Source organism: Pseudomonas sp. NFACC16-2 (genome assembly GCF_900119205.1).
In the GTDB taxonomy this organism is placed as follows: domain Bacteria; phylum Pseudomonadota; class Gammaproteobacteria; order Pseudomonadales; family Pseudomonadaceae; genus Aquipseudomonas; species Aquipseudomonas fluorescens_Q.
In genome coordinates this window covers 1-26,343 of record NZ_FPIX01000029.1, presented here as the reverse complement: position 1 = coordinate 26,343, position 26,343 = coordinate 1, and the positions used below count along the sequence as shown (strand labels likewise).

The following is a 26,343-nucleotide window of genomic DNA, read 5'->3' as shown; positions in this document are numbered from 1 at the left end:
GAGGGCGCTAATGAACTGTGGCGAGGGGATTTATCCCCGTTGGGCTGCGCAGCAGCCCCCAACTGCAACCCCGGTATGCCTGGATAATCGAGTTGCCTGCATTGGGGCTGCTGCGCAGCCCAGCGGGGATAAATCCCCTCGCCACAAATCACTCATGCCTTTGAAAAATGGTAGCGAGGCAGTCCGCTGTGTTTTTCCTGCGAGCCGGCAAGTGCACTTCACTTGAAAACCAATACCTCACACTCCTTGGCCTCAACCATCTCACTGAACACCGGCAACCTCGCCACGAACGCCGTCTCGAACGCCAGGTACCGATCCTGCGCCGGCACATAACGAACATCCGGTTTGATACGCGGGATGTCCTTGGTCGACAGCTTCACCACCTCATCACTCCCCTGATTCCAAAACCACGCCAGCGTCTGTGTGCCAAAGGTGTTGGCGCGGTAACTCCACACCCACCAATCCCCATGCCCCCGGGCAACCTGAAGCTGCCCATGAAACGTGCGCAACGTAATGACCTGCTTGGGCTGCGTGACAAGCAGGCGTGTGTCCTGGCGCAGCTCACTGCCAAAACCGTCCAACAGCGCCTTCGTCGCAGCGCCGGTCACGAAGTTGAAGCGCCACGCCAACAGCACCGTCTCTTGGTAACCCGAATGCTCGACGTTCTGCCGCGCGCCTTCGCTGAACAGCAAAATTTCATCGCCCCCCAGATACGCGCTTGCCGCCCTGAGCTTGTAAGCCTCGACGGGCATTGGTTTGGCGGCGATGGTTTGCTGGGGAGCGTCCTGATTCCAGATCCAGCACAACGGCCCGTTGTGTTGCATGAACAGCAAGCGGCGCGGGCCGACGGGCAGGATCGTCAGTTCATCCGCGTGCTCGAAAATCACCTCGCTGCTGTCCGCCGTGATCCGCCAGATCCGCGTCAAATGCTCGGGCTCATAGAGGCGCTGGCGTTCAAATATCGCTGAGTCCACCACCACGCAAGGCTGTTCAAATTCCGGCCACTGCACCTGGGCAGGTCCGAACGCCGCGATCTCATCGTCGTGACGAATTTCGTATTGGTAGCGGTCGTCCGCACTGTAATCGCCGCGTATGACCTGACGTTTCCACAGGCTGCGCCGGGCGTTGGCATCGATGAGCTGCAAGTCCGCGCCGTCCACGCCATCGGTCCGGTGCTCGAGCATGTCCTGCTCGGCGGGTGGCCACTGGTTGTAATCGATCAGAAAGCACAACCACTGGTCTTCGTCCTGCTCGGTGATGGCGGCCCAACCGTTGCGGTAGTTGTATTCATGCACATAGGTGGCGCCGGGATAGTCATGGACTTCCTGCAGCCACTTCACCTTGCCGCGCTTGGGTTTGGCCGGTTTGCGTGCGGGGGCGGCAGGCTTGGGCGGTTCGATCAGGTTCGCGGTGAATCTCGGTTCGCCACGCTGGCCCTGCCAATACCTTGCAAACGCCTCGCGCTGATCGGTCGCGACAATGACCGGCCGGTAATCGTCGCCACCGGCATCCAGGTTCCACAGGTCGTAGCCGTGACTCGCCAACACTGGTGCCAACGCCTCGAAGCAGACCTCGGGCATCTCGTTGGACAGCTCATCCAGCAGCATCTCGAATACCGGCCCGGCAAACACGCCGATGTCGGGATAGTAGTGCTGCAACAGCCCAAGCAAGTCGCCGCCCGGTGTTTTCCAGTCGATATGAACCAACGGATCAAATTGCGCTTGCATCACGCCTGCCTTCCTTGTGATTTCCCTGCGCGCCATCTTAGCCGCACCCCTACCGAAAAGAACAATCACCCCCCACCACCGGATCGTTCCCACGCTCTGCGTGGGAATGCATCCCGTGACGCTCTGCGTCACCACCAGAAGCGGAACGCGGAGCGTCCCTGGCGGCATTCCCACGCGGAGCCTGAGGAACGATCGAACACTGCCGAACTTCCGGTCGAAATGGGAGCGTTCCAGCATAGCTCGCCCACGAAGGCGACCAGCCTCCACCCGATGCACGTTACCCACTCACCGTGAAAAAAGTTCATTCGATCCCTTCAATCAAAAGCCGCGGGCGCTCAAGCAAAAGCGCGATCGGCAAGCCGCAGAGATGATGGCGCGGAGCATTGTGGGATTTTCAAGCCGTCATCCGTCCGGATGCGGTTTTCCATTGATTTGTCGACGCGAACCGCCTGGTCGTCATGGCACGACCCGTCGTATTAAGGATGAGTGAACAAAAATGAATAGAGTTTACCGAGTCGTCTGGAATGCCGTGATGGGCGCGTGGCAGGTGGCATCCGAGTTGGTCAAGAGTCACGGCAAAGACAAAAGCCGTACATCGCTCAGCCTCGTCATCGGTGTAGGCGGCAGTGTCTTCGCCTCGGTCGCCGCTGCGGGGGCGTTGCCTTCCGGCGGCAACATCGTGGCGGGTAACGGCAGCATTCATCAGAACGGCAACAACATGGCCATTCATCAGGGCAGCGATAAGCTCGCGATTGACTGGCAAAGCTTCTCCATCGGCAAAGGCAACACCGTCCAGTTCGTCCAGCCGGGCGCGGCGTCTGTCGCATTGAACCGCGTGCTGGGCTCGGATGTGTCGGTGATTCAGGGCGCACTGAAAGCCAACGGCCAGGTATTTTTGGTCAACCCCAACGGCGTCCTGTTCACACCCAGTGCTCAGGTTGATGTAGGCGGCCTGGTCGCGTCCACGCTCAACATGACCACGGAAGATTTCCTCGCGGGCAACTACCGTTTCAGTGGCAACAGCGCCGCCTCGGTGGTCAACCAGGGCAACATCAATGCCGCACAAGGCGGCACCATTGCCCTGATTGCCGCAAAAATCGTCAACGAAGGCAACCTCACCGCGAACAAGGGCAATGTGCTGCTGGGCGCCGGCAGTGTCGTGACGCTTGACCTCGGCGGGCCGGTGCAGCTGGAAGTGAAAGAAGGTGCGCTTCAAGCGCTGATCGAAAACGGCGGCGCCATTCGTGCCGATGCCGGCCGGATCCTGCTGACCGCCCGTGCAGCCGAAACCCTGGCGAGCACGGTGATCAACAACACCGGTTTGATCGAAGCCCGTTCCCTGGATATCGGTGAAAACGGCGTGGTGACGCTGATGGGGGATCAGGGCGGTGTGCAAGTCGCCGGGCGAATCGATGTGTCCTCCGAGACCGGCAAGGGCGGCAAGATTGTCGTGACCGGCGACCGTGTCGCGATCAACGGCGGCGCTGAGCTCGACGCCACCGGCGCCAAGGGCGGCGGCGACATTTATTTAGGCGGTAGCTGGCAAGGCAAGGACCCGGCGATCAAACAAGCCAGCCAGACCACCATCGCCGCCGGTGCCGTGCTCGATGCATCGGCGACCGACAACGGCAAGGGCGGGACCGTGGTGGCCTGGTCGGATACCAAGAAGCCGGGCAGTGTGACGCGGGTGGATGGCACGCTGAAAGCCACCGGCGGTGCCAAGGGCGGTGACGGCGGCAAGATCGAGACCAGCGGTGCCAAGTTGGCGGTGAGCAAAGCCGCCGATGCTTCGGCCAAGAACGGCAAGGGTGGCTTGTGGTTGCTCGACCCGGACAGTGTCACCGTGGGGCCGGGTAATGGAGGGCTGACGGGCGGCGCCAACGGACAAGCCGCCACGGTCGGTTTCGACGCGATCGACACCGCCCTGGCCGGCGGCACCGATGTGGCAATCAAGGCCGACAATACCATTCACTGGAACGGCGACTACACACCGCAGGGCATCAGCGGTGACCGGACGCTGACGTTGCAGTCGGGACACGACGACGGCGCAACAGGCCGTTATGTCTTCGGCAATATCTTCCTCAACGGTGACATCGACGCCAGCGGCGCAGGCAATGGCAACAGCCTGGCGTTGATTCTCAACGGCAAAATCGCGCTCAACACCGACGTCAGTTTGAAGAGCAACGGCGGCAATGTCGTATTTGCCGGTGTGGTGGACTCCGATGCGGTGGCCAACAACCGCCAACTGCGCGTCGACGCCGGTTCGGGCTCGATCATCTTCAGCGACATGGTCGGCGGTAACAGCGCGCTGGGCGCCCTGTATGCGACCACCAGTGGCACCGGCAAGACGTTTATCAACGGCGCAAAAGTCTTCACCCGCGGCGAGCAGGTCTACACCGGTGCGGTTGAGCTGGGCACTTCGCAATTTCTGAACGCCGACTTCGAAAATGGCCTGGTCGGTTGGAAGACCTCCATCGACCAGTTCTTCACGGGCGTCACCGTGGTGGATGGCGTGGTCTCGCCCAATGACCCGACGTTGCCGACGACCGCGCCAACGAACGGCAATGCGCCGAGCGTTTCCCCTGGCGACCAGGGCGACATGAATTACAAACCCCTCACCCCAGTCGCTGCCGCTGGCCAAGGCAAGGACGGCGGCGCCGCGCTGCTGCTGGGGACCGAGAATAACTCCAACTGCCTCAACGCACCCGCCGGTTGCATCATGCGGGGGCCTTCGGTGGTGAGCGAGGGCACGGTATCGCTGGCGGCAGGGGAAAAGGTCAGCTTTGACTACAAACCGGTCGCGGGCGGCGATACCTACGATGTCTTCGGCTATCTGTTGAACGTCAATACCGGCGAATACCAAATCATCTTGAATGAAACGGGCAACGGCACGGGGGCGGTGAATTGGCAAAGCCACACGGCAACGGCTGACAAGGCCGGCACGTACAAATTCGTGTTCGTGTCGGGCAGTTTCGACCAGACCGCCGGCAAGCAGGTCGGCGGCTCGCTGTACGTCGACAACATCAAGACCGAGACCTCGGGCAGCAAGGGCCTGCAAGGCAGTTCCATTACGTTCAACGGCAGCCTCAACAGCACCGACAACAACCTGGCCATCAAGGCGGACGACATCAACTTCAACGGCGGCGTCGGCAGTGTCACCGGCAATGGGAACATCACCCTTGAGACCAACACGCCGAGCAAAGACATCGCAGTGGGCGGCAGCACGGGCGATGCCCCCGGTTCGTTGGAACTGACCGGCACCGACATCGGCGCACTGGGCGACGGGTTCACCTCCGTCAACATCGGCGGCGCGGACATGACCGGTGACATCAACATCATCGAAGCAACCCGCATCAACGACAACCTCGTCCTCAATGCCGGTACCGGCAATATCCACATCAATGACCAACTGACCGTGGCCGACGCCCCGGGCAGCGGCGACGATGACAACAAGCCGGCCCCCGTCCTGGTGTTGCAGAGCAACGGTGGCAAGGTCGACCAGACCGCCGGCGGCGCCATTGTCGCCGATGGTCTGGTGTTGCTGGGCGATGGCGCCACCCATGATCTCGACAACGCGGCCAACGACGTCAACACCATCGCCAGCGACACCGGCACGGTCAGTTTTGCCGATGTCGATGATCTGACCGTCGGCGTCGTAACTATTCCCGATAGCCAGACCCCGACAAACCCGCAAGGCGTGCCGGTCGCCGGCATGACCCAGACCGGTGACCTGAACCTTGTCGCGGACAAGCTCACGGTCGGCCAGGCCCTGCTCACCCAGGGCGATACAAGCCTGACCGCCGACGAAATCGATCTCGCCGCGAGCGTTTCCGGTAGTGGCAGTCTCACCCTGCAGCAGAAGACCGATGGCCTGGACATCCACCTGGGCGGCAGCGATGACCCGGAGGTGACCGGGCCTAACGATCCGTTGGTGCTGTCCGGCGCTGACCTGGCCAACATCCAGGATGGCTTCGACAAGGTCGTCATCGGCAACGACAAGACGCGCAACATCACCGTCGACGATGAAGGCGCGACATTCAAGGACGATCTGGCCCTGGTCGCCAACGGCGTCCTGGACCTGCTGGGCGATCTGATGCTCAAGGATCCCGAAGGCACCGACGAAGACGGCACGACCGGCAAGGGGCTGACACTGAGCGTCGACGCGGGCAAAGGTGCGACGCAGGGAACTGGCGCGACCATTACCGCAGACGAATTGGCCTTGCGCGGCGAAGGTGACTTCCAGCTGGGCAAGGGCGGGCATGACGTGGGTGTCATCGCCGCCGATGTCGGCAGCCTGGCATTTGCCGGCAACGGCAACCTGACGGTGGGCACTGTGGACGGTACCGTGGGGATTACCTCCGATGAGGCGGTCACCCTGAAAACCGATCACGACCTGACGTTGGTAAAAGGCATCACCATAGAAAACGGCCCTCGAGACGATGCCAGCCAGGGCCAGACCCGTGCCGACGACATCATCACGTTGGAAGTGGCGGGCAACACCACCCAGTCCGGCGACGCCGGGGCCAAGCTGGATGCCAGCGGCCTGGTGCTGCTGGGCGGCAATTACGCGCTGGGCAACACCGGCAACGTGATTGGCGATATCGCCAGCGTGGCGGGCAAGGTCCAGTTCAACAACAGCGCAGACCTCAAGGTAGGTTCGCTGACCGCGACCCATGCCGACGGCACGCAGACAACCATCACCGGCGTGAACAACACCGGCGACGTCAGCATCGGCACCCGAGGTGACTTGGCGATCAACGAGGCATTGGCCACCAGCGGCAACGTGTTCCTCAATGTCGACGGCAAGACCACTCAGAGTGCTATCGGCAACATCACCGCTGATGGCCTGGCCCTCAACGGTGGCGACTTCGAGTTGCGCAACAACGGTAACGTGGTGGGTGACATCGCCAGCGAGGCAGGCAAGGTCGCCTTCAACAACACTGGCAACCTGAAGGTCGGCACGCTGACCGAAACCGATGGCAACGGTAATGTGGTCAAGGTCACCACTGGGGTGAATAACACCGGCGACGTCAGCATCGGCACCCAAGGTGACTTGGCGATCAACGAAGGGCTGGCTACCAGCGGCAACGTGTTCCTGAACATCGGCGGCAAGACCACCCAGGATAGCAACGGCAACATCACCGCCGATGGCCTGGCCCTCAATGGCGGCGACTTCGAGTTGCGCAACCGTGGCAACGTGGTGGGTGACATTGCCAGTGAAGCGGGCAAGGTCGCCTTCAACAACACCGGCAACCTGAAGGTCGGCACGCTGACCGAAACCGACGGCAACGGCAACGTGGTGAAGGTCGCCACGGGTGTGAACAACACCGGCGACGTCAGCATCGGCACCCAAGGTGACTTGGCGATCAACGAAGGACTGGCCACCAGCGGCAACGTGTTCCTGAACATCAGCGGCAAGACCACCCAGGATGCCAATGGCAATATCACCGCCGATGGCCTGGCGCTCAAGGGTGGGGATTTCGATCTGCGCAACGCCAGCAACTGGGTCGGCGATATCGCCAGCCGAGCGAAGGATGTCAGCTTCGTCAATCGGGCGGACGTCACCGTCGGCAGGCTGACCGAGACGGCGCTGGACGGCACCCGGCTGGATCAGATCGTCGGTATCGGCAACACCGGCAAAGTCCAGGTCGTGACGACCACCGGCAACATCACCCTGACCGAGAACGTCAGTACCACCAGCAATGCCTCCGATGCGATCGTGCTCAACGCCGGTCAATCCGCTTCGGCGGGCGTCGCTGCGGGCGGTGACGTGAAGGCCGACGCAGGCGTGACGGTGTCGACCGGCGCCGGCGGCCGGGCGGTGATCTACACCGGCAGTCTCGCTGGCAGTACCGGCGTGGTGGATGTGGTCGGCAGTGGCAGCGGCAATTTCCGCTACAACAGTGACGAGCAACAAAGCAATTTCGGCAGGGCCCTGGGCAACACGGGCGTGCATGCCGTTTACCGCGAGCAACCCGTCCTGGTGGTGTCCACCAACGGCGCGACCACCCAGACCAAGGTGTTCGATGGCCAAACCACGTTCAACGGCGGCGGTATCGCCGGTTATGACGCCAACGGCCTGTGGAACGGCGACACCAAGCCGATGCTCGGCAACCCACTGTATTCGGTAGGTACTCAAGGCCCGGGTTCGCACCTGATCAACATCGGCGGGCTGGCTGACCTCGGTTACCTGATCGTGAGCAGCCCGGCCAACGCCAATCTCACCGTGACGCCGTCGGTTGATTATGACGCTGTGCGACAGAGCGTCGCCGATGCGACACGCGTCGGCGCAGAGGTGAGTTCGCCCCATGCACCGGAGCTCAACCCGGCCCAGGCGAAACCGGTCGACTGGTCTGATCACGGAGTCGATGACGGCGGCCTGTTGCTGGTGGACCAGGGCGGCACGCGTGCCAACGGGAATGCGGGCGACGGCGCGGGCAACGCCCTGGCGCAAGGCGACAGCGATTCGGCTGCCCAGGCCGAGGACACCGCCAGCGAGCGGGAACTGGCCGGGAACGTCTGCTCCGATGGTGGCGTGTCCGATGGCGGCGCCTGTGCGGCCTACCCACCACAGACCGTGTTCGTCGTGCGCGGCGGCGTGCGCTTGCCGGGCCTGGCCATGCGTCCCTGATCCCTGACATCCACCTTTTCATTTGAAGGAACCCTTGGCCACGTCTCCGGACGTGGTCATGGGCTCAGGCAACCCGAATTACTCGAGATTGATTCCATGCATAACAAACTGATGTCCTGCGCGGCTGGTCTGGCGTTGTTGTCCACTTCCCCGGTTTGGGCAGCGACCCTGCCGGCACGCCCGATCCCCGACGCCGGCCGTATCCTCCAGGAACTGCCGATTCCGCAGCAGGAATTGCCGCAAAGCATTCGCCTGGATGTGGAAGCACCGCTACCGGAGCAGGAAAAAGTCGGCGGCGCCAAGGTCCAGCTCAACGCCGTCCACTTCACCGACAACACGCGCATCGACGAGGCCAGCCTGCAGCGTGTCGTTGCCCCGGCTATCGGTCGAGCCCATGACCTGGACGAGCTGCGGGAAGTGGCCCGGCAGGTCACGCTTTATTACCGTGAACAGGGTTACCCGTTCGCACGTGCCTATTTGCCGGCCCAACGCATGGCCAACGGGGAACTGACCATCGCGGTGATCGAAGGCCGTTATGGGAAAGTCACCGCCACCAACGACGATGCGAAACTGGCCGCGCAGGCGCAGCCGTTCCTGGACGACTTGCAACCGGGCGACGTGATCGAGCGTGATCGGCTGGAGCGCAGCATATTGGTGCTTTCGGACTTGCCGGGCGTAGCTGTTCGTCCGGTGATCCGGCCAGGTGAGGCCCTCGGCACGGGCGATCTCGATGCCAAAGTGAGCAAGACCGAGGCATTCGAGGGCAAGGCCACCCTGGACAACCATGGCAATCGTTATTCGGGGCGCAATCGCCTGACGGTACAAGGCGACTGGAACAGCCCGCTGATGCTGGGCGACCGGCTCAGCGCCGCGGTGATGGCCACCGATGAAGACTTGTATTTCGGCAGCCTCGGCTACTCGATGCCATTGGGCACCTCTGGCCTGCGTGGCAACGTGGGTTATGCCCAGAGCGCCTATGACCTGGGCGCGGAATTCGCTGACCTGGGGGCCACCGGTACCGCTGAGGTCAGCAGCATCGGCTTGAGCTACCCGCTCCTGCGCAGCAACCAGGCGAACCTCATGTTGGCTGGGCAGTACCAGCACAAGGAGCTCGAGGATAAGTACGAAGTGCTGGGCCTCAGTTTTGAAAAAAGCAGCAATACGCTGCCCATCAGTTTGCAATTTGACGTGAGGGACACGGTATTGGGCGGCGGCATCACCTATGGCGGCGCAACGCTGACCTACGGTGACCTGAAACTGGATTCGGCCCTGCGCGAGGGCGACCGTCAGACCGCCCAGACCGAGGGCAACTTCAGCAAAGTGAACGTCGACCTCGCCCGTCTGCAAGCGCTGCCGGCCAACTTCACGCTCTTCGCCCGTTTCCTCGGCCAGTGGAGCAACGACAACCTCGACTCCTCCGAAGACTTCAGCCTCGGCGGCATCGATGGCGTACGGGCTTATCCGCAAAGCGAAGGTTCGGGCGACGAAGGCATGCTGACCCAGATCGAGCTTCGCTACCCGATCGACAAGCTCACGCCCTACCTGTTCTGGGACGCCGGCAAGGTGCGCATCAACCACAACGAGTGGGCCGATGAGGAAAACACCCGCAGCATCTCCGGCGGCGGTGTGGGCCTGCGCGCTCAATACGGTCAGCTCTCGTTCGACGCAACGGTCGCCTGGCGCCACTCCGGCGGCGAAGCGCAGAGCGATACACGCCAGGAAAACCCGCAACTGCTCGCGCAGATCGGTTACCAGTTCTAAACGTTTCAAGGCGACCTGAAGGCATTACTGTTCATTCAAGCCGTTCAACAAACCTGTGGCAAGGGGATTTATCCCCTCGCCACGGTCAAGTGAACAGCATCCACCGCTTTAGCCATCTCGCCTGGGCTTTTGTCCGGGCACAGCCATCCCCTGTTTTCCCTCGCCACATGCCTCTGTGCCCCGCCCATAACGTCCCGCATCAATGGCCGCCCCAGACGAGACGACCATTTATCGCAGATTAAGAATTTGATAGCTTCAGTTCTCATTCGATCTGCCGCTATATCGGTTTGTTGCCGGCCCGAAACGTGCTTCCTCGCTTGGCAATTGCGCGACAGCGATCTGGCTAAACATAAAAAAGAGATCTGGCGAATGGACAACGGACGATACGAAAGGCAGGTATTGACGGCGGCAGGCGCGGCGGCGTCCGAGCCGTTGCCGCATATTCTGCTGATCGACGATGTCCCCGAAGACATCCGCGCCACGCTCATCCTGTTGAAGACCCAGCCCTGGCGCATTTCCCTGGCCAGCGATGCCTACCAGGGCTATCAGCGAGCCCTCGCCCTGCGCCCGGACCTGATCGTCCTGGATGTGCATATGCCGCAAATGGACGGTTTCAGCCTATGCCGGTTATTACGCGAGGCACCGGCCACCCGGCATACTCCGATCCTGTTTCTGTCCTCGGCCAATACGTCATTGGAGCGGTTGGAGGGGTTGACCGTGGGCGCGGTGGACTACATCCCCAAATCCTGCGCCCCCGAGGAAGTCCTGGCGCGCATCAGAATCCATCTGCAGTTGACCTGGCGAGCGCCGCCGGCCATTGCGGACAACCCGGCCGATCCGCAACCGCAAGGCGATGAAATCGTGCTGCGCGCGGCGATGCGACTGATCGAAAACCAGCTGGACAACATACCGTCCCTGGGCATGCTCGCGCAAAAAGTCGGCACTCATGAAAAACGCCTCTCCGCCATTTTTCGCGAACACCTGGGGATGACGGTGTTTGCCTACATTCGCGACGCGCGATTGCGGCGCGGCCAGGAACTGCTCTGCGAAAGCGCCATGAGCGTGCAGGATGTCGCCGAAGTGGTGGGCTTTCGCAATGCCTGCAACTTCACCACGGCGTTTCGACAGCGAATCGGCATGACCCCCAGCCAGTTTCGCCAGCAAACCCTGGGCTTCGTTGATGCAGAGTCGGTCGGGCGCGCCTGATGCGGCTCCTACGGTTCCTGGTGCTGACGATTGCCTTGTTGTCCGCTGGCCTGCTACACGCCGCACCCGTGGAGCTGTGCCGGGCTGAACGTCTGGACCTGATGCCCGCGGCGCAGATTTTCGAAGACGCCCAGGCCCGCTTGAGTCTCGAAGAAGTCGCCCGACTGCCCGACGCCCGTTTCAACCCCGCAACCCCGAGCTGGCCGAGCCAAGGCCACAGCCGCTCCGCCTTCTGGTTGAAATGGCAACTCACCAATTCCAGCGATGCGGCGTGTTCGCGCTTGCTGGTGGTCGGGGCGCCGCGCCTGGACGACATCCGCGTCTTTCAATCTTCAGCCGGGCGCTGGCGTGATGCCCACGCCGGAGCTGCCTATCCCTTGGCCGAATGGCCCCAGCCGGCGGCGCGTCAACCGGCGTTCCCGGTGTCGTTGGCGGCGGGGGAGAGCGTCACGGTGTTCGTCCGTGTGACGAGCCATTTCCAGCTGTTGCTGGAACCGGAAGTGTGGTCCGAACCGGCGCTGCTGCGCAGTCAGCAACAGACTTACCTCAGCGACGGGCTCGCCCTCGGTATTGTCCTGCTGGTCGTCCCTTTCGGCCTGATCGTCGGCAGGATCCTGCGTTCGCGACTGCTCACCGTGAACGCGGGTGCGGTGCTCAGTTATATCCTGCTGACCTGCATCGTCAACGGCTATCTGATCTACTGGCCCACCGCGCTGGGCTGGACCCGGGAGCTGCTGACCTGCGCCAGCGCAATCTCGTTCGTCCTGTTTCTCGCCTACTTCCGCGTGCTGTTGCAGGTGTCCGCATTGCCCAACGTCATTGGCTGGAGCTATTGGCTGCCGCTGTCGGGGTGTGTGCTCGGCCGGCTCTGGTGGCTAAAAGTCGATCCCGTCCAGGGCGCGCAGATCGTCCAGATATCCCTCATGAGTTTCTATGGGGTGCTACTCGTCACGCTGTTCATGGCCTGGCGCAGGCGACTGAGCTACAGCTGGCTGGCCTGGCTGGTGTCGGGGCTCTTGCTTGCACAATTGCTGATACGGATGTTTTTCCCCCAGGAGCAATTGCCCTGGCAGTCGCCCCAAAGCAAATACAGCTTGTCGTCCACACTGCCAGGCGTGGCGTTGCTGGTGTGCACGTTGATCATGGAAGTGGCCCGCAGCCGCAACCGCGAAAAGCACGCCCTGGCCACCCTCGAACAACAACGCCAGGCCGAGCACGAACGCCTGGAAAGCACCGTGGCGCTGCGCACGTCGCAGTTGCGCGACTCCCTGGCGGCCCGCAGCGCGTTGATGGCCCGCATCAGCCACGACCTGCGCTCGCCGCTGGTGCGCATCATCGACTATGCGCGCCTGTTGCATGCCGGACCGAACCGCGACTATCAGGCCACCATCGAGCGCAACGCGCGCCAGCAACTGGAACTGATTGACGAGATGCTCGAGTTTTCCCGTGGCGAGTTGGAGCAAATGCAACTGACCCTCGCGCCGGGCTACCTGTACGGTTTCCTCAACGAGATTGCAGGCGAAGCGGGCTTTCTCGCCGCACGCCAGGGCAACACCTTCGAAGTTGTGCTGGCCGATGACCTGCCACCACTGGTGGAGGCCGACTTCAAACGCCTTCGGCAGGTGCTCATGAACCTACTGGCGAACGCGGCGAAATTCACCCGCAACGGCCAGATCCGCTTTGAAGTGGATTGGGCCCCGGGCGCGACCACAGATACCGTGGAACTGCGCTTCAGCGTGATCGACACCGGCATCGGCATCGACCCGCAAGAATTCGAACAACTGCTGCAACCGTTCCGCCGCGGCCGCAATGCCCAGCGCTACGAAGGCAGCGGGCTGGGCCTGTCCATCGTCACGCAACTGCTGGAACGCATGGACAGCCGCCTCGAACCCCAAGCCACCGGGCAGGGCAGCCACTTCAGCTTTCGCCTGCAATTGAATTGCGCCCAAGAACACGACCTGGAAAACGGCATCGTCGACAACAACGCCACGCCGTTCGATGGCCAGGGCAAACACGTTCTGCTGGTGGACGACCTCGAGCAGAACAGCGAATGGCTCTACGACCTGCTGGCCGGTTACGGTTTCGATGTCAGCATCGCAACGAACGGTCAAGACGCCTTGGCCTGCCTGGCGCAGCAGCCAATCGACCTGCTGATCAGCGACCAGATGATGCCTGGCATGGACGGTTGGGCGCTGCTGCGCCAGGTGCGCGAGCGTTGGCGCCCTCTGCCGGTGATGCTCTATTCGGCGGTGCCGCCCCGCAGGCCGCAGGATTATCCCGAGGGCCTGGCTTTTGACGCGGTTCTGCTCAAGCCCGCCGACAGCCGTGAATTGCTGGCGTGGGTCAAGGCACTGGCCTGCCCGGACACCACGCGTCGCGCGCTGGCACGGGAGCACTAGATGCCGGGTCTGGGTTATCGGCTGCTCTTGCTCGGCAGCCTTTCGATGTTGCCTTGGGCGTCGGTCCAGGCCGAGCAAGCGGCGCCCAGCGCTCTCACGCTCGACGCCACCACCGTCACCGCTCGCCGCCGCGAGGAAGACCCGCAAGACGTGCCGATCCCGATCAACGTCCTCTATGGCGAGCAACTGGACGAGGCCGGCCTGCACTCTCTTCGAGACATCCAACAGCGGGTGCCCGGCCTGGTGGTCTCCGGCCACGACGCCCGTTACGCCGGCTTCGGCCTGCGCGGCTTCGGCGCGACCGCCTACAATGATGGCCTGGAAGGCAGCGTCGGCACCTACGTCGATGGCGTCTACCAAGCGCGCCAGGGCATGGCTTTCACCGAGTTGATGGACATCGAGCGCATCGAAGTGCTACGCGGGCCACAAGGCACCTTGTTCGGCAAGAACACCACGGCGGGCGCGCTGAACATCATCACTCGTCAGCCAACCTTTCAGCCCGAAGCCAACCTCGAAGCCAGCTATGGCGAGCTCGGCTTGCGGGAATATCGCGGAACGGTTTCCGGGCCGTTGCAGGACGATATGCTGGCCGGCCGACTCAATGTCTTCGACAGCGCCACCGATGGCGCCGTGGAAAACCTGCAAGACGGCGCCCGCCTCGGCGACGCCGACAGCCATGGCCTGCGCGGGCAATTGCTGTGGACGCCAACCGCCGAATTCAGCGCCCGCCTGATCGCCGACTATGCCGAGCAAAACGAAGCCGGCAACGTCCTGCTGGTCAATCACTACAGCCAACAGACCCGCAAGCGCGCCCAATTCCTCGGCTATCCGTTGTCGGAGCCCGACCCTTACAAGCGCGAGACACGCATCGACGCGCCGGGTCATCCGCAGACCCTGCAGAACGGTGTCTCACTGGAATTGAACTGGGACCTGGACGAGGCGATACGCTTGACCAGCATCACCGCCTACCGCGACTGGGACTACCGCGCCACCCGCGACAGCGACAGCACCGCGCTGTCCGTGGCCGAGTCCGAAACCGAGTTGGGCCACCGGCAGTTCAGCCAGGAATGGCGCCTCTCCGGCACGGTCGGTTCGTCCGTCGACTATGTGGCCGGGCTCTATTACTTGCGCCAACAGCTCGACCGCGAGATCGACGCCGAATTCGGCAAGGACGCCGCGCCCTGGTTCGTCGGCGATCAGTTGGAAGCCTTGCGCAAGCTCTACGGCATCACCTTCACCGATCCGAAGCAGGTGCCGGCGATGCTGCTGGACGGCGCCCGGCAACGTTACGACGGCGAGCAGAAGGGCGACAGCCGAGCCATCTTCGGCCAGGTTTCCTGGCGCCCGATCGAACCACTGGAACTCACCGGCGGCCTGCGCTACAGCCAGGAGCGCAAGGACGGCTGGATCTCACGCGACGTCAGCAACCTTGCCCCGCTGACGGGGTTGCCAGCGGTGTTCCAGTCCGGTGGGCTATTGCTGCGCAACATTGCCCTCGGTAGTGCTTATTACCGCGAGGATTCGATAAAAGAAAACAACGTCTCCAGCCTCCTCAGCGCCAGCTACCGCTTCAGCGGTGCCGTGATGGGTTACGTCAGTTGGTCGCGGGGCTACAAGGCCGGCGGCATCAACTTCGACGTGGTCGGCCCGTTCACCGCGCCCACCTTCGAGCCGGAGCGCGCCACGTCCCTGGAACTGGGCATGAAGACGCGCTTCTGGGATGAGCGCGCATTGCTCGACCTCGCCGTCTACCAGACCGACGTCGACAACTACCAGGCGCTTACCTACAGCCCGCCGACGTCCATGTTCGCGCCACCGCTGCGGGACAACCTGATCAACGTCGGCAAGGTCCGCCTGCGCGGCATCGAACTGGATTCCGCCTGGCAACTCACCCCCCGCCTCACCGGGCGCCTGGGCCTGGCCTGGAGCGATGCGCGCTACCGCAGCTTCCCCAACGCCCCATGCCCACCGGCCTCGGGCGAATGGACCTGCGACCTCAGCGGCGACCGCCTCTACAACGCGCCGGAATGGAACCTCAGCAGCGGCCTGGACCATACCCATCCATTGCCGTACGGGCTGGAGGTCTACAGCGGCATCGACTACAGCTTCCGCTCCGGCTACTACGGCACCCTCGAAGGCGGCGAAGGCAGCTATCAGCCCAGCTACGGCCTCACCAACCTGCGCCTCGGGTTGCGCAGTCAGGACCGTGCGTGGGAAGTGGAAGGCTGGGTGCGCAATCTCTTCGACCGTCAGTACATCACTGCTGTCTATTCGCTGCTAGGGGCGGGAGATTACGGCGTCATGACCGGCAGCGAAAGAACCCTCGGCACCACCGTCAGGCTCCGTTATTGAGCGAAATAAACCGGGTCGGACAAAACGCCAGACGATTACCGCCGGCCTTTTTCGACAGGTACATCGCCTGGTCCGCCTTGCTGATCAGCCCATCGACCTCCTGCCCATGCTCCGGAAAAAACGCCACGCCGATACTGGCGGCAATCTCCACCGTTTGCGCACCGATCAAGATGGGCGCATTGGCCGCTTGCAGCATGCGCTGGAGCAATGGCTCGCAGTCTTGCACCTCCTGCAAACCCACCATCCCCGCGACAAACTCATCGCCGCCGAGCCGCGCCAGCGTGTCGCTCTCCCGCAGCGTCGCATTGATCCGCGCGGCGACAATTTGCAGCACCCGATCCCCCCAGTCATGCCCATAACTGTCGTTAAGCGCCTTGAACCCATCCAGATCAATGAACGCGATGGCCACCTTATGCTGATGAAGCCGCGCCTTGCCCAATGCCTGACGCATCCGCTCGGCCAACAGCAACCGATTGGGCAGTTGCGTGAGCGCGTCATACCGGGCATCGCGCTCCAGTAACTGGAGGCGTTGCTTCACCTGTGTCATGTCGCTGAGCAACGCCACATAGTGCTGCACATTACCGTGACAGTCATGCACGGCACTGATGCTGATGCGCGACGTCATCTCGCGGCCATCCTTGTGGTTGCTTTGAATTTCACCGGACCAATGCCCGTGGAAATCCAGCGCGTTCTTCATCGGCGCATAAAACGCCGCGAGCCGACGCACCATGCGATGGGAGTTCAACTCGCGGCCCTTCACTTCCTCTTGCCCGTAACCGGTGAGACGGGTGAAGGCCTCGTTGACACTGATGACTCGGCCGTACGGATCGACGAGGACGATGCCTTCGCGGGCGTGGCTGAACACGGTGGCGGCCAGCTCTGGGCAGATGGTGTTGAGGCGACGGTCCAGGGTGGCTTCGTCGCGGGTCGCCGGCCAGGTGTTGGAGTCAAAGCCTTGCTGCGCCAGATAGCCACCCACGGAAGAGAGCAACCTGTGCAGATGGGTCAGGGCATTCGTGGCGAGCCGGGAATTGAGGCAGTAGCCGCGAATGAAGGTGCGTAGGTTCATGGGGTTTATAGGGTGCTGGCGGTGAGGGGCGGGCTAGCGAAGTGGGTATTATCGAGGCGCGGATTGGCCGGGGGCTTTTCTGGAGCGGATGGGAGCTTTGCGGGAAGGGATGAAACGGAAAGTTTTTTATGCCGGGTCTGTCAGACGTTGGACGGCCAGGCTCATGAGCCGACGTCGTCTTGCGCCATTGCCTACAACTACGCCAGAATCCGCCGGCTTGTTCGCCTGGGGCTGCGTCGGTAGTTTGGGACCTGTCACTGCTCATCAGTGATCGGGTTTAGTCGCCCGTCGTTGCTAAGTCGCTCAAGCGTTCATCAGTCAGGTATCCCCATCCCTGCACTCGATGGTGGCTGTGCGCAGGGCGCCCTCGGGCGCGCCGATTTCTTAGCTCGTCGGTCGACTAACCTGCGTACAGCTACCTCCCAATCGTTTAGTCGCGAGCGGGACGTAGCCCAACCCAAAGAGAGCTAAGGCTATGGTCAAAATTACACCGAATCCTCCAGTTACAGATACAGATGAACCCACATCACGTGCCCAATCGGCTCGCAACAAAAAGCTCGACGAAGCGGCCACTCGTGCCCTGGATTACTACCTGAAGCCCAAGCCTAAGGGCGAAACGTCTGATAAGTCGGACTCCATTTTACGGATCGACCCTGGGGCTGATTCTGAATGTTTGCTTGCGAACCTCAGTGAGAACCTGGCGTCGGCGAATGCCATGATCAACGATTTGGCGTTTGATCTGGATGGGTCTCGGCGGCATGTGGCGTTGGGTATTTTGCAGGTGATCGAGGTGAGTGAGCTGTTGGCGAATCGGGCGTTGGATATTGTTGAGGTGAGGTAGCCGAGGCGCTTGTCTCAGTACAGGAAAGGTCTTGCAACAGCTAGGCCTTTCCTGCCGCCTTGGCGCGGGCGGCAAAGCACACCGCTGACCTGCAGCGTGTTTGGAATAAACAGAGTCGAAGAGGCTGACCCATGATCAGCGAAGTCAGAATCAACGGCGTGAAACCTGTCCTCGGCAAACATGCCTTGCAAGTGGAGTTTGCCAAGGGTAAGCGTTACGACGTTGACCTGCGGGAATACATCCGACAATTCCCGGTGCTCAAGCCCCTGGAAGATCTGACGTTGTTCTCTACCTCCCAAGTGGCTGAATGGGGCTTCGATGTGAGCTGGGGCTATAATCTGGAACTAGCAGCCGTCACCTTGCATCGGTTGGCACTGGAGCAAGCTGGTGAGGTGATGCTTACCTAGGCATTCAAACGCTGGATGGCGCCCAACAAGCTCTCGCTGACGACCGCCGCGCTTCGACATTTTACGCCGCCATCACGTACGAATGTTATGGATGAGCTGGTGACGAATTGTCTTTTACCAATTGGTTCGGTACCGAAATGCAATTTGATAGTCGAATTTTTCTGGTTCGATTGGATGGTCAAAGAAGGGCTGGATGATTGGTATCCATCCAGCGAGCACATCAAAGCCTCCGTCATATATTTCTGGTTCGCTTCCCAGCTTCAACGCGGTGATCACCGACAAATCATCTCCCATATCCTTCGAATACTCTTTGCCTCCAGCCAGTTCGGTTTTTTTGTCATACCAATCCAATCTCAGTTTCAAGCCCATTGAACCCTCACAAATACTTTTTGATGTTGCGGTTTTTTCTAGCCTGACCTACCTGCAGACCCGTCCTATGATCGAACGCGCCTAAATGACTTCCATCGCTTGCGCGATATGCCTCTAGCTCACCATGTCTGGAGTCCCATTCATAAATGGTCCTTCCTTTAGGATCAATCCATCGTTCTCTAAGTCCTGCCCCTGCTTGTTTTGGTGTTTTCTTTTTTACCGACTCGAGATTTGAGAAACCGGTAATTTCTTCGGTTTCTGGAGCGGGATGATAGTCATGATCGGCGTTACCGCTTCGCCTGACAGAGGCGACCACATAAACCGGCCGAACCCCCGAATCCGCCGGAAACACCAGAATGAAATCCCTGTACTCCGGCGGATAGATCGGATCGACGATAATGCTGTCGGCCACAGGCGTCGGGGGATAGATCCAGATGTTAGGTGCCTGTGGCGCCGCTTCCAGGGCGGGGATGCCAAGGGTGTCGGACGGGTCGGTGGCCGGGGTCCAGATCAGTTCGATGCCATCACCCAGGTCGGCGATGAATTGGTCGGCGCGAGGGATGAACTGGACAACGTCGACCATTTCCCAGTCGCGGTTCTGGCCGGTGTAGAAGCCGTAGCCCTTGAGGCTGCCATCAGCCTGCTGCTCGATGCTCAGGCGCATGCGACTGCGAGCCTGCTTGAGGTGACGTAGCTGGTCCTCGCTGTAGAGTGCGCTGTCACCCAGGCTGGACGGCCAGAGCAAGGCGACGATGCCTGTCAGCAGGGCCGCGCCAACGGTGCCGCCGGCAGCGGCTGCCGTAGAAGTTGCCGACCCGCCCAGCGCGAGCCTGCCCAGCGTAACGGGTACCGTGCCAGCGCCGATCTGCTTGAGGGGGATCGTGCCGGATGGGTCGGCGCTCCTGCCGCCGAGCCACATGAGATCGCCGTACTGCTTGACCAGATCGGCAGGGACGTAGCCGTTGGGGTTGTTGTAATCGATGATGCCGTTGGGGAGCTTGCAGCTCTTGGCAAACACGCTTCCGGTTACGGTGGGTAGCGGCTTGTTAGCCGCCGTGGCCCAGCGCTCTCGTTCATAGGCTGCCTGCCGGGCAAGCATGGCTTCATAAGCTTGCTGCCGGGCTTCGCGCTCGGCCAGTTCGCTGGCGGTCATGTCCCGGTAAGTGACGTGATGCCCGTCACCACCGGGCGGGTTTCGAACCTGAGGGATGTCTTTTTTGCGTGTCGCCACATAGTGAGTCTCGTCCAGTGAGTGCGGGACAGACGCTAACGTGGAAGGACAGGGGCGCGATGTAGGAGGTTTCTTGAAGTGGCTGCTCCGGTTTCATCAATACAGGTAGGGCTGGCTGTTGAGGGGCGGAATAAGCTGAAGCGTCAGCGGGGGATGTCAGTCATTGGGCGGCAATCAGACTGCGGACCGGCAGCGTGTATGGAATTAACAGAATTGGAGGCGCTGACTCATGATCAGCAAAGCCAGAATCAGCAGCGTGAAGCCTGCCCCCGGCAAACATGCCTTGCAGGTGGAGTTTGCCAACGGTAAGCGCTACGACGTTGACCTGCGGGAACACATCCGACAATTCCTGGTGCTCAAGCCCTTGGAGGACCTGTCGTTGTTCGGCACCGCCCAAGTGGGCGAATGGGGCTTCGATGTGAGCTGAGGGGATGGCTTGGAACTGGCGGCTGTCACCTTGTATCGCTTGGCGTTGGAGCAAGCGGGTGAAGTAGTGCCAACCTAGACACTCTCGGTTGGATCTTATGAACCCGTGCCGTCATGGAACACCCCCCCGCGCCAGACAGCTAAACTCTCTACTTATCTTTGACCAGATAGGGTTTAGGAGACGCTGATGCTGATTCGGCGTTACCAGCCAAGCACGCGTGGAGTAGCGACCATGGATTACGACGACACTTTGATAGAAGAAGCTGTGCTTGCCTTGTTGGCAGCCTTCAGCTCCGACGATGGCAACGCTTGGAAAGGTTTCGACTTCGAAGTCATGAACCGATTGCATGAACAAGGCCTCATCAGCAATCCGGTAAATAGAAACAAATCGATCTGGTTGACGGACGAAGGACTGGAGCGAGGTCGGCAGCTTGCCGAGCGGTTGTTTGGAAAAGAGACTTGAGGGTGCGTGGCGCCCTGTGATGCTGGAAAGCCACGGCATAATGCAGTGATCAGTGATCAGTGATCTGGTTCGATCTGGATGGTTCGCGGCGGCATGTGGCGAATGAACCGTTGGCGAATCGGGCGTTGGATATTGTCGAGGTGAGATAGCGGGCCGGCGGCGTTCAACAACAAGAAAAAGGTCTTGCTCAGCAAGACCTTTTTTCAACTCAATCCGTGTATCTGACGTCAGACGTGCGCTGCGCGCTCAAACACCTCATCAGCCCACTGGTTCAGGCTTTTGCCGGCGGTTTGGGCTGCAATGGTGGCGGCAGCGTGCACTTCAGGACGAATGCGTAGCATCACCTTGCCGGAGGCAGGCTTCTCAGGGCTGACGCCTTGCTCGGCACAGTCCGCCAAGTAATCCTCGACAGCACTGGCAAATTCCGCTCGTAGCTCGGTCACGGAGTCGGCGTGAAAACTGATGATGTCACGCACACCCAGAATCCGACCGACGAAAATGTCGTCACGCTCATCGAACTCAATTCGGGCTGTGTAGCCCTTATAAGTCATGCTGTTCATAGTTCAACTCCTGCCCGCTGGAGAAATTCGCGAGCCTCTTCTACCTGATATTTCTTGGCTTCTTTCCCAGGGTGTGGCCGATGGCAACGCCATTGGGCCTCCCCCAGGATCAGCTTGACCCGAGAACCTTCGCGCTCCAGCACTTGGCCACCCAGATGAACGACCAAGGCTTCAATGTCAGCAAACACTATCGCCGCACTCGTTGGCGTACGGTGGATCGCTTCAAGGGTTTTCCGGTGTCTGTTTTTCATGGGGCTGATGCTATCAAAAGAAGATAGCACTATCTAGCCCGCTCGGCGCGTTGCCACTCTCAGCATTTTGTCCCCTTGCTCTTTAGTGCCGTGGAATGGAACTCGTCGCCCGACCAACGAATGGTTCTCGCAGACTACCCGGCAGATTCCACTACGCCAGCACCACCCTGCCAAACCGGGCGTTGTGATCCTGCGGCGTAATCGCCAGCAACTGATCGAGACGAATCTCCTGGCGACCTTCCGCAGTCTCCACATCGAGAAACTCCTCCCGCGTGGGGGCGGTGCGCGTGGTGATCGCACGGGCTGTCAGGCGTTGGCCGTCAATCAGCTCAATGTCCAACGTGTAGCCGTACAGGCAGGCAATCTCCAGGTAATCATGCAAGTCACAGTTCAACGGTTGATAGGTCTTCATCTCATGCCTCGCAACCTTGCAGCTTGAGGATGAAAAAGCCCTGTCTGGCGATGGCCTCGCCTATCTCGGGATTGCCCGGCTCGACATGGCAGAAGCGGCATTCGCTCAAGGTGATGTCCTGGTCTTCAATGCCCTGTTCGGCCAGGAAACGTTGCGCGCAGGCTTGGGCGAATTCCTGGTCGATACGGTCGATCAGCACATCGAAAATGCAGGTAGCGCCCGTCTTGGGTGCGTACGTGGGTGTCATAGACTTTAATGGTCATGGTGTTCTCCCGATGACAGCTAATGGAGCGACCGGACAGGTTGGGACGCCACCTGCCCGTCGCAAGATTAGAACTCAGCGCCCTTCGCGAATCAGAGCAGTTGTTTCAACATCGTCTGCAGTTGCTTGTTACGCGCCTCATCCAATGGAAAAACCGGAAGGCGCGGATCGCCAACCTCCAGGCCAAGCGTACGCAAACCGGCCTTGATGGTGGCGGGCAAACCGCCCTTGAGGATGAAGTCCAGCAGCGGCAATTGACGATAGAACAACGCCCGGGCCTGGCTCAGGTCGTTCGCCAAGACGGCGGCGTACAGATCGAGGTTGAGCTGCGGGATCAGGTTCGGCGCGGCGGTGCACCAGCCCTTGGCGCCGGCCGCGAAGGCTTCCAGCGCCAGGGGGTTGCAACCGTTGTAGAACGGCACCTGGCCTTCGCCCAGCAATTGCAGCTTGTGCATGCGCTGAATGTCGCCAGTGCTTTCCTTGACCATGGTGACGTTATCCACCGCGTTGAAAATCCGCAGGATCAGTTCCACCGACATGTCGATGCCGCTGGTGGCGGGGTTGTTGTAAAGCATGATAGGCAGGTCGATGCTGGCGCCGATGGCCTGGTAATGCGCGAGGATTTCTGCCTCGCTCAGTTTCCAATAAGAGGCTGGCAACACCATCACCACATCGGCGCCCTTCGCCTGGGCAAAACGTGCGCGGCGCACCGCCTTGGCGGTGGTCAGGTCAGACACGCTGACCACGGTCGGCACCCGGCCGGCGACGCGGGCGATGCTGAACTCGCTGACCTGGTCCCACTCGGCGTCGCTCAGGTAGGCGCCTTCGCCGGTGCTGCCCAGGGGCGCGATGGCATGCACGCCGCTGTCGATCAGACGGTCGATGGACCGGCCCAGTGCGTCCAGGTCCAAGCCCTGGCCGTCGGTGGAGAAGGGCGTGATGGTGTAGCCGATGATGCCGTGGATGTTGGGGGTAGACATGGCTTCGCTCCTGGTGGGTTCAGTTCAAGCAATCGGCGTGTTGACGCAAGGTCTGCCGGGCGTAGTAGTTGAAGGCGGCCGCGTGACGCTTGGGCCGGGCGATCCAGTCGTGGGCTTCGCGGCCCAGGTGAGGCAGGATCGGTTTCACCTCGCCGGCGGCCATGGCCAGCAATTGCAACTTCGCGGCGCGCTCGATCAGTTGGGCGATGTTGCAGGCTTCTTCCACGGTGGCACCGGTGGACAACTGGCCGTGGTGGGAAAGCAGGATGGCGCGCTTGTCACCCAAGGCACCGGCGATCAACTCGCCTTCCTCGTTGCCCACCGGCACACCCGGCCAGCCCTCCAGGAAGGCGCAGTCGTCGTACAGTGGGCAGAGGTCCATGTGGGAAATCTGCAGCGGCACTTCCAGCATCGACAGCGCGGCGATGTGGGTGGGGTGGGTGTGAATGATGCAGTTCACATCCGCCCGGGCGCGGTAGACCCAAGTGTGAAAGCGGTTGGCCGGATTGGGCATGCCATGGCCCTCCAGCACCTCGAGGTCTTCATTGACCAGCAGCAGGTTGCCGGCGGTGATTTCATCAAACCCCAGGCCCAATTGCTGGGTGTAATAGGTGCCCGGTTGCGGCCCGCGGGCGGTAATCTGCCCCGCCAGCCCTGAGTCGTGGCCGTTCTCGAACAGGATGCGGCAGGTCAGGGCCAGCTTTTGTCGTACAGTCCACGTATTATCCGGCAGTGTTTTCTGCATCTGGTTAACAGCATGCTGGACCAACTGGTCCTTGGGCGTCGCCAGTGTCTTGCTCATATCCGTTCTCCTGATTCGTGCTTTGACCGTTCTTGATCCGCGTCATGGAAGCTGTGAAAGGAAGGTGCTAATGACACTAAATAGACTATATGACACAAAGTGTCATTTGCAATCGCAGATTGTCCGTTTCCCTGGAAATGTTGGTTACCTATGTCCATTCGCTTGAAATTGCTCAGGAAAAAACTCGGCATGACACTGGACGTCCTGGCCGAAAAAACCGGGATGACCAAGAGCTACCTGTCCAAGGTGGAGCGGGGTTTGAGCACACCCTCCATCGCCACGGCGCTCAAGCTCGCCAAGGCCCTGAGCGTCAAAGTCGAGGAGCTGTTCTCCGAAGAAAACGTCTCCCTCGACAGCTACAGCCTGGTGCGCAGCGAAGACCGCCAATCCCTGGCGGCGAGCAGCGGCAGCTCCGAATACGCGGTATTGGCCCACCAAGTGTCCGAACGCAGCCTGCTGCCCTTCATCCTCTATCCGGCGACCGAATTCACCGCGCATCACGCGTTCAAGGAACACACGGGAGAGGAGTTTCTGTTCGTGCATGAGGGGCAGGTGGAAGTGGACTTCATGAACGAGCGCGTGCTGCTGAACCGCGGCGATGCCCTGCATTTCAATGCGCAGAAACCCCATCGCCTGCGTTCGGTGGGGGATGTTCAGGCACAGTTGCTGGTGGTGGTGCACAGTGATGAGACGTCGGAGAAGGGCGAGGGCGCCTAGTGGCTCCAATCGCAGGTAACCAACGTGGCGAGGGAGCTTGCTCCCGCTGGGCTGCGCAGCAGCCCCCTTCCTATGAACGCCTCGCCACAAATCTTCCGACAGCCCCATTGAACGGCATCGAGCATCTGCCCGGACCAGTCGAGTGGCGTCTGTCAGTACAGACCGACAGACAACGACGACGAAGGCCCGCCAAGCCACAGCGCCTTGCGCCTTTGCCTACAACTACGCCAGAATCCGCCGGCTTGTGCGCCTTGGGTTGCGTCGGTAGTTTTGGGCCTGTCACTGATGGTCAGTGATCGGGTTTAGCAGCTCGCCGAGTTAAGTCGCACAACGCGTCATCAGACAGGAATCCCCATTCCTGCACTTGATGGTGGCTGTGCGCAGGGCGTCCTCGGACGCGCCGATTTCTTAACTCGTCGGTCTGCTAACCTGCGTACAGCTGCCTCCCAATTCGTTTAGCAGCGAACGGGTCGTGGCCTCAACCAGAGAGTTAAGACCATGGTCAAAGTTACACCGAATCCTCCAGTTACAGATTCAGACGAACCCACATCCCGTGCCCAGTCTGCCCGCAACAAAAAGCTCGACGACGCGGCCACCCGTGCGTTGGATTACTACCTGAAACCCAAGGCTAAGAGCGAAACGTCTGACAAGTCGGACTCCATTTTTCGGATTGATCCTGGGGTTGATTCTGAGTGTTTGCTTGCGAATCTCAGTGAGAATCTGGCTTCGGCGAATGCCATGATCAGTGATTTGGCGTTTGATTTGGATGGGTCGAGGCGGCGGGTTGCGTTGGGGATTTTGCAGGTGATTGAGGTGAGTGAGCTGTTGGCGAATCGGGCTTTGGATATTGTTGAGGTGAGGTAGCCGAGGCGTTTGCCCTCAGGACAAGAAAGGTCTTGCGCAGCTAGGCCTTTCTTGTCGTGCGCCAGGCATGGCGCGTAGCGCCGTGACTGGCGCTGTTCGGTTCACTGTGGTGGTGAGTCGAACGACTTGGAGGTGAAAGTCCTCTACACACCCGGCAAGGGGAAGTGTTAGCCGAAGGCAAGGGTGTCGCGGGTGACTGCGAATCTGAAGGAAGCTCGAGGCAAAATGCTGGCCTGACGAACAGGAAGCGGATAGAGGCGGCGCAGCGGGGTAAGACGGCGATAATCGTCAAAGCCCGATACTTGCACGGAACGCTGTGACGTAGATCCGACAGGCATAAGCAGGAAGGTCGCGCGAATTACCCTGGGAGATCTGTACGCTTGCCAGTGTGCTACCGAGCGTCGAGAGGCGACGGGATGAGCGTGCAGAAGTCAGCTGAAGCCGTAGTAAGTGGCGGTTAACCGCGTCACCAAGGGCCGAACAGGTTGTGCCGCCGGTAGGCGTCAGAGTCTCGTTGAATATCGAAATGCAGAAATTTCTCCCAGAGAAGACTGTGACTCCGAGTCCTGGACAGAATCCGAGGATGACGGCTGACAGCGCACAGGTATCGACG

Annotated in this window: 21 protein-coding genes; 11 read left to right on the top strand and 10 right to left on the bottom strand. The window is 60.9% G+C overall.

The genetic code is table 11. The features are described from left to right. Positions 1-218: 218 nt before the first annotated feature. Positions 219-1,727 (bottom strand): DUF6630 family protein, encoded by a 1,509-nt coding sequence (locus tag BT116_RS21060; protein ID WP_072346922.1) that lies wholly within the window; start codon positions 1,725-1,727, stop codon positions 219-221. Positions 1,728-2,223: 496 nt separating this feature from the next. On the opposite strand from BT116_RS21060, the gene BT116_RS21055 reads away from it, so the two are divergent. From BT116_RS21055 to BT116_RS21035, 5 genes are all read left to right on the top strand, one after another. Further along, positions 2,224-8,358 carry a two-partner secretion domain-containing protein gene (locus BT116_RS21055; protein ID WP_072346920.1) on the top strand — a complete coding sequence of 2,045 codons (6,135 nt, stop codon included), beginning with the start codon at positions 2,224-2,226 and terminating at the stop codon, positions 8,356-8,358. A gap of 96 nt (positions 8,359-8,454) precedes the next feature. Continuing rightward, on the top strand, positions 8,455-10,119 hold the full coding sequence (locus tag BT116_RS21050) for a ShlB/FhaC/HecB family hemolysin secretion/activation protein (protein ID WP_218189680.1): 1,665 nt from the start codon (positions 8,455-8,457) through the stop codon (positions 10,117-10,119). A 369-nt stretch (positions 10,120-10,488) separates the two neighbouring features. Then, positions 10,489-11,325, top strand: coding sequence for a response regulator transcription factor (locus BT116_RS21045; protein WP_083569171.1), 837 nt, complete (start codon positions 10,489-10,491; stop codon positions 11,323-11,325). Beyond that, a complete protein-coding gene (locus BT116_RS21040) occupies positions 11,325-13,724 on the top strand; it encodes a hybrid sensor histidine kinase/response regulator (protein WP_083569170.1) in 2,400 nt (799 codons plus the stop codon). Before BT116_RS21045 ends, BT116_RS21040 begins: the two co-directional genes overlap by 1 nt. Then, on the top strand, positions 13,725-16,076 hold the full coding sequence (locus BT116_RS21035) for a TonB-dependent receptor (protein WP_072346918.1): 2,352 nt from the start codon (positions 13,725-13,727) through the stop codon (positions 16,074-16,076). Here the strand turns inward: BT116_RS21035 and BT116_RS21030 are convergent. Then, positions 16,060-17,145 carry a sensor domain-containing diguanylate cyclase gene (locus BT116_RS21030; protein ID WP_072346916.1) on the bottom strand — a complete coding sequence of 362 codons (1,086 nt, stop codon included), beginning with the start codon at positions 17,143-17,145 and terminating at the stop codon, positions 16,060-16,062. The genes BT116_RS21035 and BT116_RS21030 overlap by 17 nt on opposite strands. Positions 17,146-17,620: 475 nt before the next feature. On the opposite strand from BT116_RS21030, the gene BT116_RS21025 reads away from it, so the two are divergent. After that, complete coding sequence (locus tag BT116_RS21025; protein WP_072346914.1) at positions 17,621-17,986, top strand: DUF6124 family protein; 366 nt, start codon at positions 17,621-17,623, stop codon at positions 17,984-17,986. 131 nt (positions 17,987-18,117) lie between these two features. Next, positions 18,118-18,393 carry a DUF2442 domain-containing protein gene (locus BT116_RS21020; protein WP_072346912.1) on the top strand — a complete coding sequence of 92 codons (276 nt, stop codon included), beginning with the start codon at positions 18,118-18,120 and terminating at the stop codon, positions 18,391-18,393. Between the two features lie 114 nt (positions 18,394-18,507). Here BT116_RS21020 and BT116_RS21015 read toward each other — a convergent pair whose 3' ends face one another. Next, positions 18,508-18,762 (bottom strand): colicin E3-like toxin immunity protein, encoded by a 255-nt coding sequence (locus tag BT116_RS21015; protein ID WP_072346910.1) that lies wholly within the window; start codon positions 18,760-18,762, stop codon positions 18,508-18,510. 7 nt (positions 18,763-18,769) lie between these two features. Then, positions 18,770-19,993 (bottom strand): colicin E3/pyocin S6 family cytotoxin, encoded by a 1,224-nt coding sequence (locus BT116_RS21010; RefSeq protein ID WP_072346908.1) that lies wholly within the window; start codon positions 19,991-19,993, stop codon positions 18,770-18,772. Between the two features lie 229 nt (positions 19,994-20,222). Between BT116_RS21010 and BT116_RS21005 the strand changes: the two genes are divergently transcribed. Together BT116_RS21005 and BT116_RS21000 are read left to right on the top strand one after the other, a co-directional pair. Beyond that, the gene (locus BT116_RS21005; protein WP_072346906.1) at positions 20,223-20,420 is read left to right on the top strand and encodes a DUF2442 domain-containing protein; all 198 of its coding nucleotides are present in this window, start codon (positions 20,223-20,225) and stop codon (positions 20,418-20,420) included. Positions 20,421-20,651: 231 nt separating this feature from the next. Then, positions 20,652-20,882 carry a DUF6429 family protein gene (locus BT116_RS21000; protein ID WP_072346993.1) on the top strand — a complete coding sequence of 77 codons (231 nt, stop codon included), beginning with the start codon at positions 20,652-20,654 and terminating at the stop codon, positions 20,880-20,882. 227 nt (positions 20,883-21,109) lie between these two features. On the opposite strand, the gene BT116_RS20995 is transcribed toward BT116_RS21000, so the two are convergent. From BT116_RS20995 to BT116_RS20970, 6 genes are all read right to left on the bottom strand, one after another. Next, entirely contained in the window at positions 21,110-21,442 is a 333-nt protein-coding gene (locus BT116_RS20995) for a type II toxin-antitoxin system HicB family antitoxin (protein ID WP_072346904.1), read from the bottom strand. Then, on the bottom strand, positions 21,439-21,693 hold the full coding sequence (locus BT116_RS20990; RefSeq protein ID WP_072346902.1) for a type II toxin-antitoxin system HicA family toxin: 255 nt from the start codon (positions 21,691-21,693) through the stop codon (positions 21,439-21,441). Before BT116_RS20990 ends, BT116_RS20995 begins: the two co-directional genes overlap by 4 nt. Before the next feature lie 151 nt (positions 21,694-21,844). Beyond that, complete coding sequence (locus BT116_RS20985) at positions 21,845-22,105, bottom strand: Rho-binding antiterminator (protein ID WP_072346900.1); 261 nt, start codon at positions 22,103-22,105, stop codon at positions 21,845-21,847. Between the two features lies 1 nt (position 22,106). Then, positions 22,107-22,352 carry a DUF2024 family protein gene (locus BT116_RS20980; protein WP_256574484.1) on the bottom strand — a complete coding sequence of 82 codons (246 nt, stop codon included), beginning with the start codon at positions 22,350-22,352 and terminating at the stop codon, positions 22,107-22,109. A gap of 107 nt (positions 22,353-22,459) precedes the next feature. Then, on the bottom strand, positions 22,460-23,347 hold the full coding sequence (locus tag BT116_RS20975) for a dihydrodipicolinate synthase family protein (protein ID WP_072346898.1): 888 nt from the start codon (positions 23,345-23,347) through the stop codon (positions 22,460-22,462). Between the two features lie 19 nt (positions 23,348-23,366). Then, complete coding sequence (locus BT116_RS20970) at positions 23,367-24,149, bottom strand: aldolase (protein WP_072346896.1); 783 nt, start codon at positions 24,147-24,149, stop codon at positions 23,367-23,369. Between the two features lie 150 nt (positions 24,150-24,299). Between BT116_RS20970 and BT116_RS20965 the strand changes: the two genes are divergently transcribed. Both BT116_RS20965 and BT116_RS20960 read left to right on the top strand, forming a co-directional pair. Continuing rightward, positions 24,300-24,866, top strand: coding sequence for a helix-turn-helix domain-containing protein (locus tag BT116_RS20965; RefSeq protein ID WP_072346894.1), 567 nt, complete (start codon positions 24,300-24,302; stop codon positions 24,864-24,866). A gap of 498 nt (positions 24,867-25,364) precedes the next feature. Beyond that, entirely contained in the window at positions 25,365-25,730 is a 366-nt protein-coding gene (locus BT116_RS20960) for a DUF6124 family protein (RefSeq protein WP_072346892.1), read from the top strand. Positions 25,731-26,343 lie beyond the last annotated feature (613 nt).

What these genes read in the sequence shown, in the direction of transcription:
- BT116_RS21060 (WP_072346922.1), bottom strand. Translation starts at nt 1,727, where the DNA reads ATGCAAGCGCAATTTGATCCGTTGGTTCATATCGACTGGAAAACACCG.
- BT116_RS21055 (WP_072346920.1), top strand. Translation starts at nt 2,224, where the DNA reads ATGAATAGAGTTTACCGAGTCGTCTGGAATGCCGTGATGGGCGCGTGG.
- BT116_RS21050 (WP_218189680.1), top strand. Translation starts at nt 8,455, where the DNA reads ATGCATAACAAACTGATGTCCTGCGCGGCTGGTCTGGCGTTGTTGTCC.
- BT116_RS21045 (WP_083569171.1), top strand. Translation starts at nt 10,489, where the DNA reads ATGGACAACGGACGATACGAAAGGCAGGTATTGACGGCGGCAGGCGCG.
- BT116_RS21040 (WP_083569170.1), top strand. Translation starts at nt 11,325, where the DNA reads ATGCGGCTCCTACGGTTCCTGGTGCTGACGATTGCCTTGTTGTCCGCT.
- BT116_RS21035 (WP_072346918.1), top strand. Translation starts at nt 13,725, where the DNA reads ATGCCGGGTCTGGGTTATCGGCTGCTCTTGCTCGGCAGCCTTTCGATG.
- BT116_RS21030 (WP_072346916.1), bottom strand. Translation starts at nt 17,145, where the DNA reads ATGAACCTACGCACCTTCATTCGCGGCTACTGCCTCAATTCCCGGCTC.
- BT116_RS21025 (WP_072346914.1), top strand. Translation starts at nt 17,621, where the DNA reads ATGGTCAAAATTACACCGAATCCTCCAGTTACAGATACAGATGAACCC.
- BT116_RS21020 (WP_072346912.1), top strand. Translation starts at nt 18,118, where the DNA reads ATGATCAGCGAAGTCAGAATCAACGGCGTGAAACCTGTCCTCGGCAAA.
- BT116_RS21015 (WP_072346910.1), bottom strand. Translation starts at nt 18,762, where the DNA reads ATGGGCTTGAAACTGAGATTGGATTGGTATGACAAAAAAACCGAACTG.
- BT116_RS21005 (WP_072346906.1), top strand. Translation starts at nt 20,223, where the DNA reads ATGATCAGCAAAGCCAGAATCAGCAGCGTGAAGCCTGCCCCCGGCAAA.
- BT116_RS21000 (WP_072346993.1), top strand. Translation starts at nt 20,652, where the DNA reads ATGGATTACGACGACACTTTGATAGAAGAAGCTGTGCTTGCCTTGTTG.
- BT116_RS20995 (WP_072346904.1), bottom strand. Translation starts at nt 21,442, where the DNA reads ATGAACAGCATGACTTATAAGGGCTACACAGCCCGAATTGAGTTCGAT.
- BT116_RS20990 (WP_072346902.1), bottom strand. Translation starts at nt 21,693, where the DNA reads ATGAAAAACAGACACCGGAAAACCCTTGAAGCGATCCACCGTACGCCA.
- BT116_RS20985 (WP_072346900.1), bottom strand. Translation starts at nt 22,105, where the DNA reads ATGAAGACCTATCAACCGTTGAACTGTGACTTGCATGATTACCTGGAG.
- BT116_RS20980 (WP_256574484.1), bottom strand. Translation starts at nt 22,352, where the DNA reads ATGACACCCACGTACGCACCCAAGACGGGCGCTACCTGCATTTTCGAT.
- BT116_RS20975 (WP_072346898.1), bottom strand. Translation starts at nt 23,347, where the DNA reads ATGTCTACCCCCAACATCCACGGCATCATCGGCTACACCATCACGCCC.
- BT116_RS20970 (WP_072346896.1), bottom strand. Translation starts at nt 24,149, where the DNA reads ATGAGCAAGACACTGGCGACGCCCAAGGACCAGTTGGTCCAGCATGCT.
- BT116_RS20965 (WP_072346894.1), top strand. Translation starts at nt 24,300, where the DNA reads ATGTCCATTCGCTTGAAATTGCTCAGGAAAAAACTCGGCATGACACTG.
- BT116_RS20960 (WP_072346892.1), top strand. Translation starts at nt 25,365, where the DNA reads ATGGTCAAAGTTACACCGAATCCTCCAGTTACAGATTCAGACGAACCC.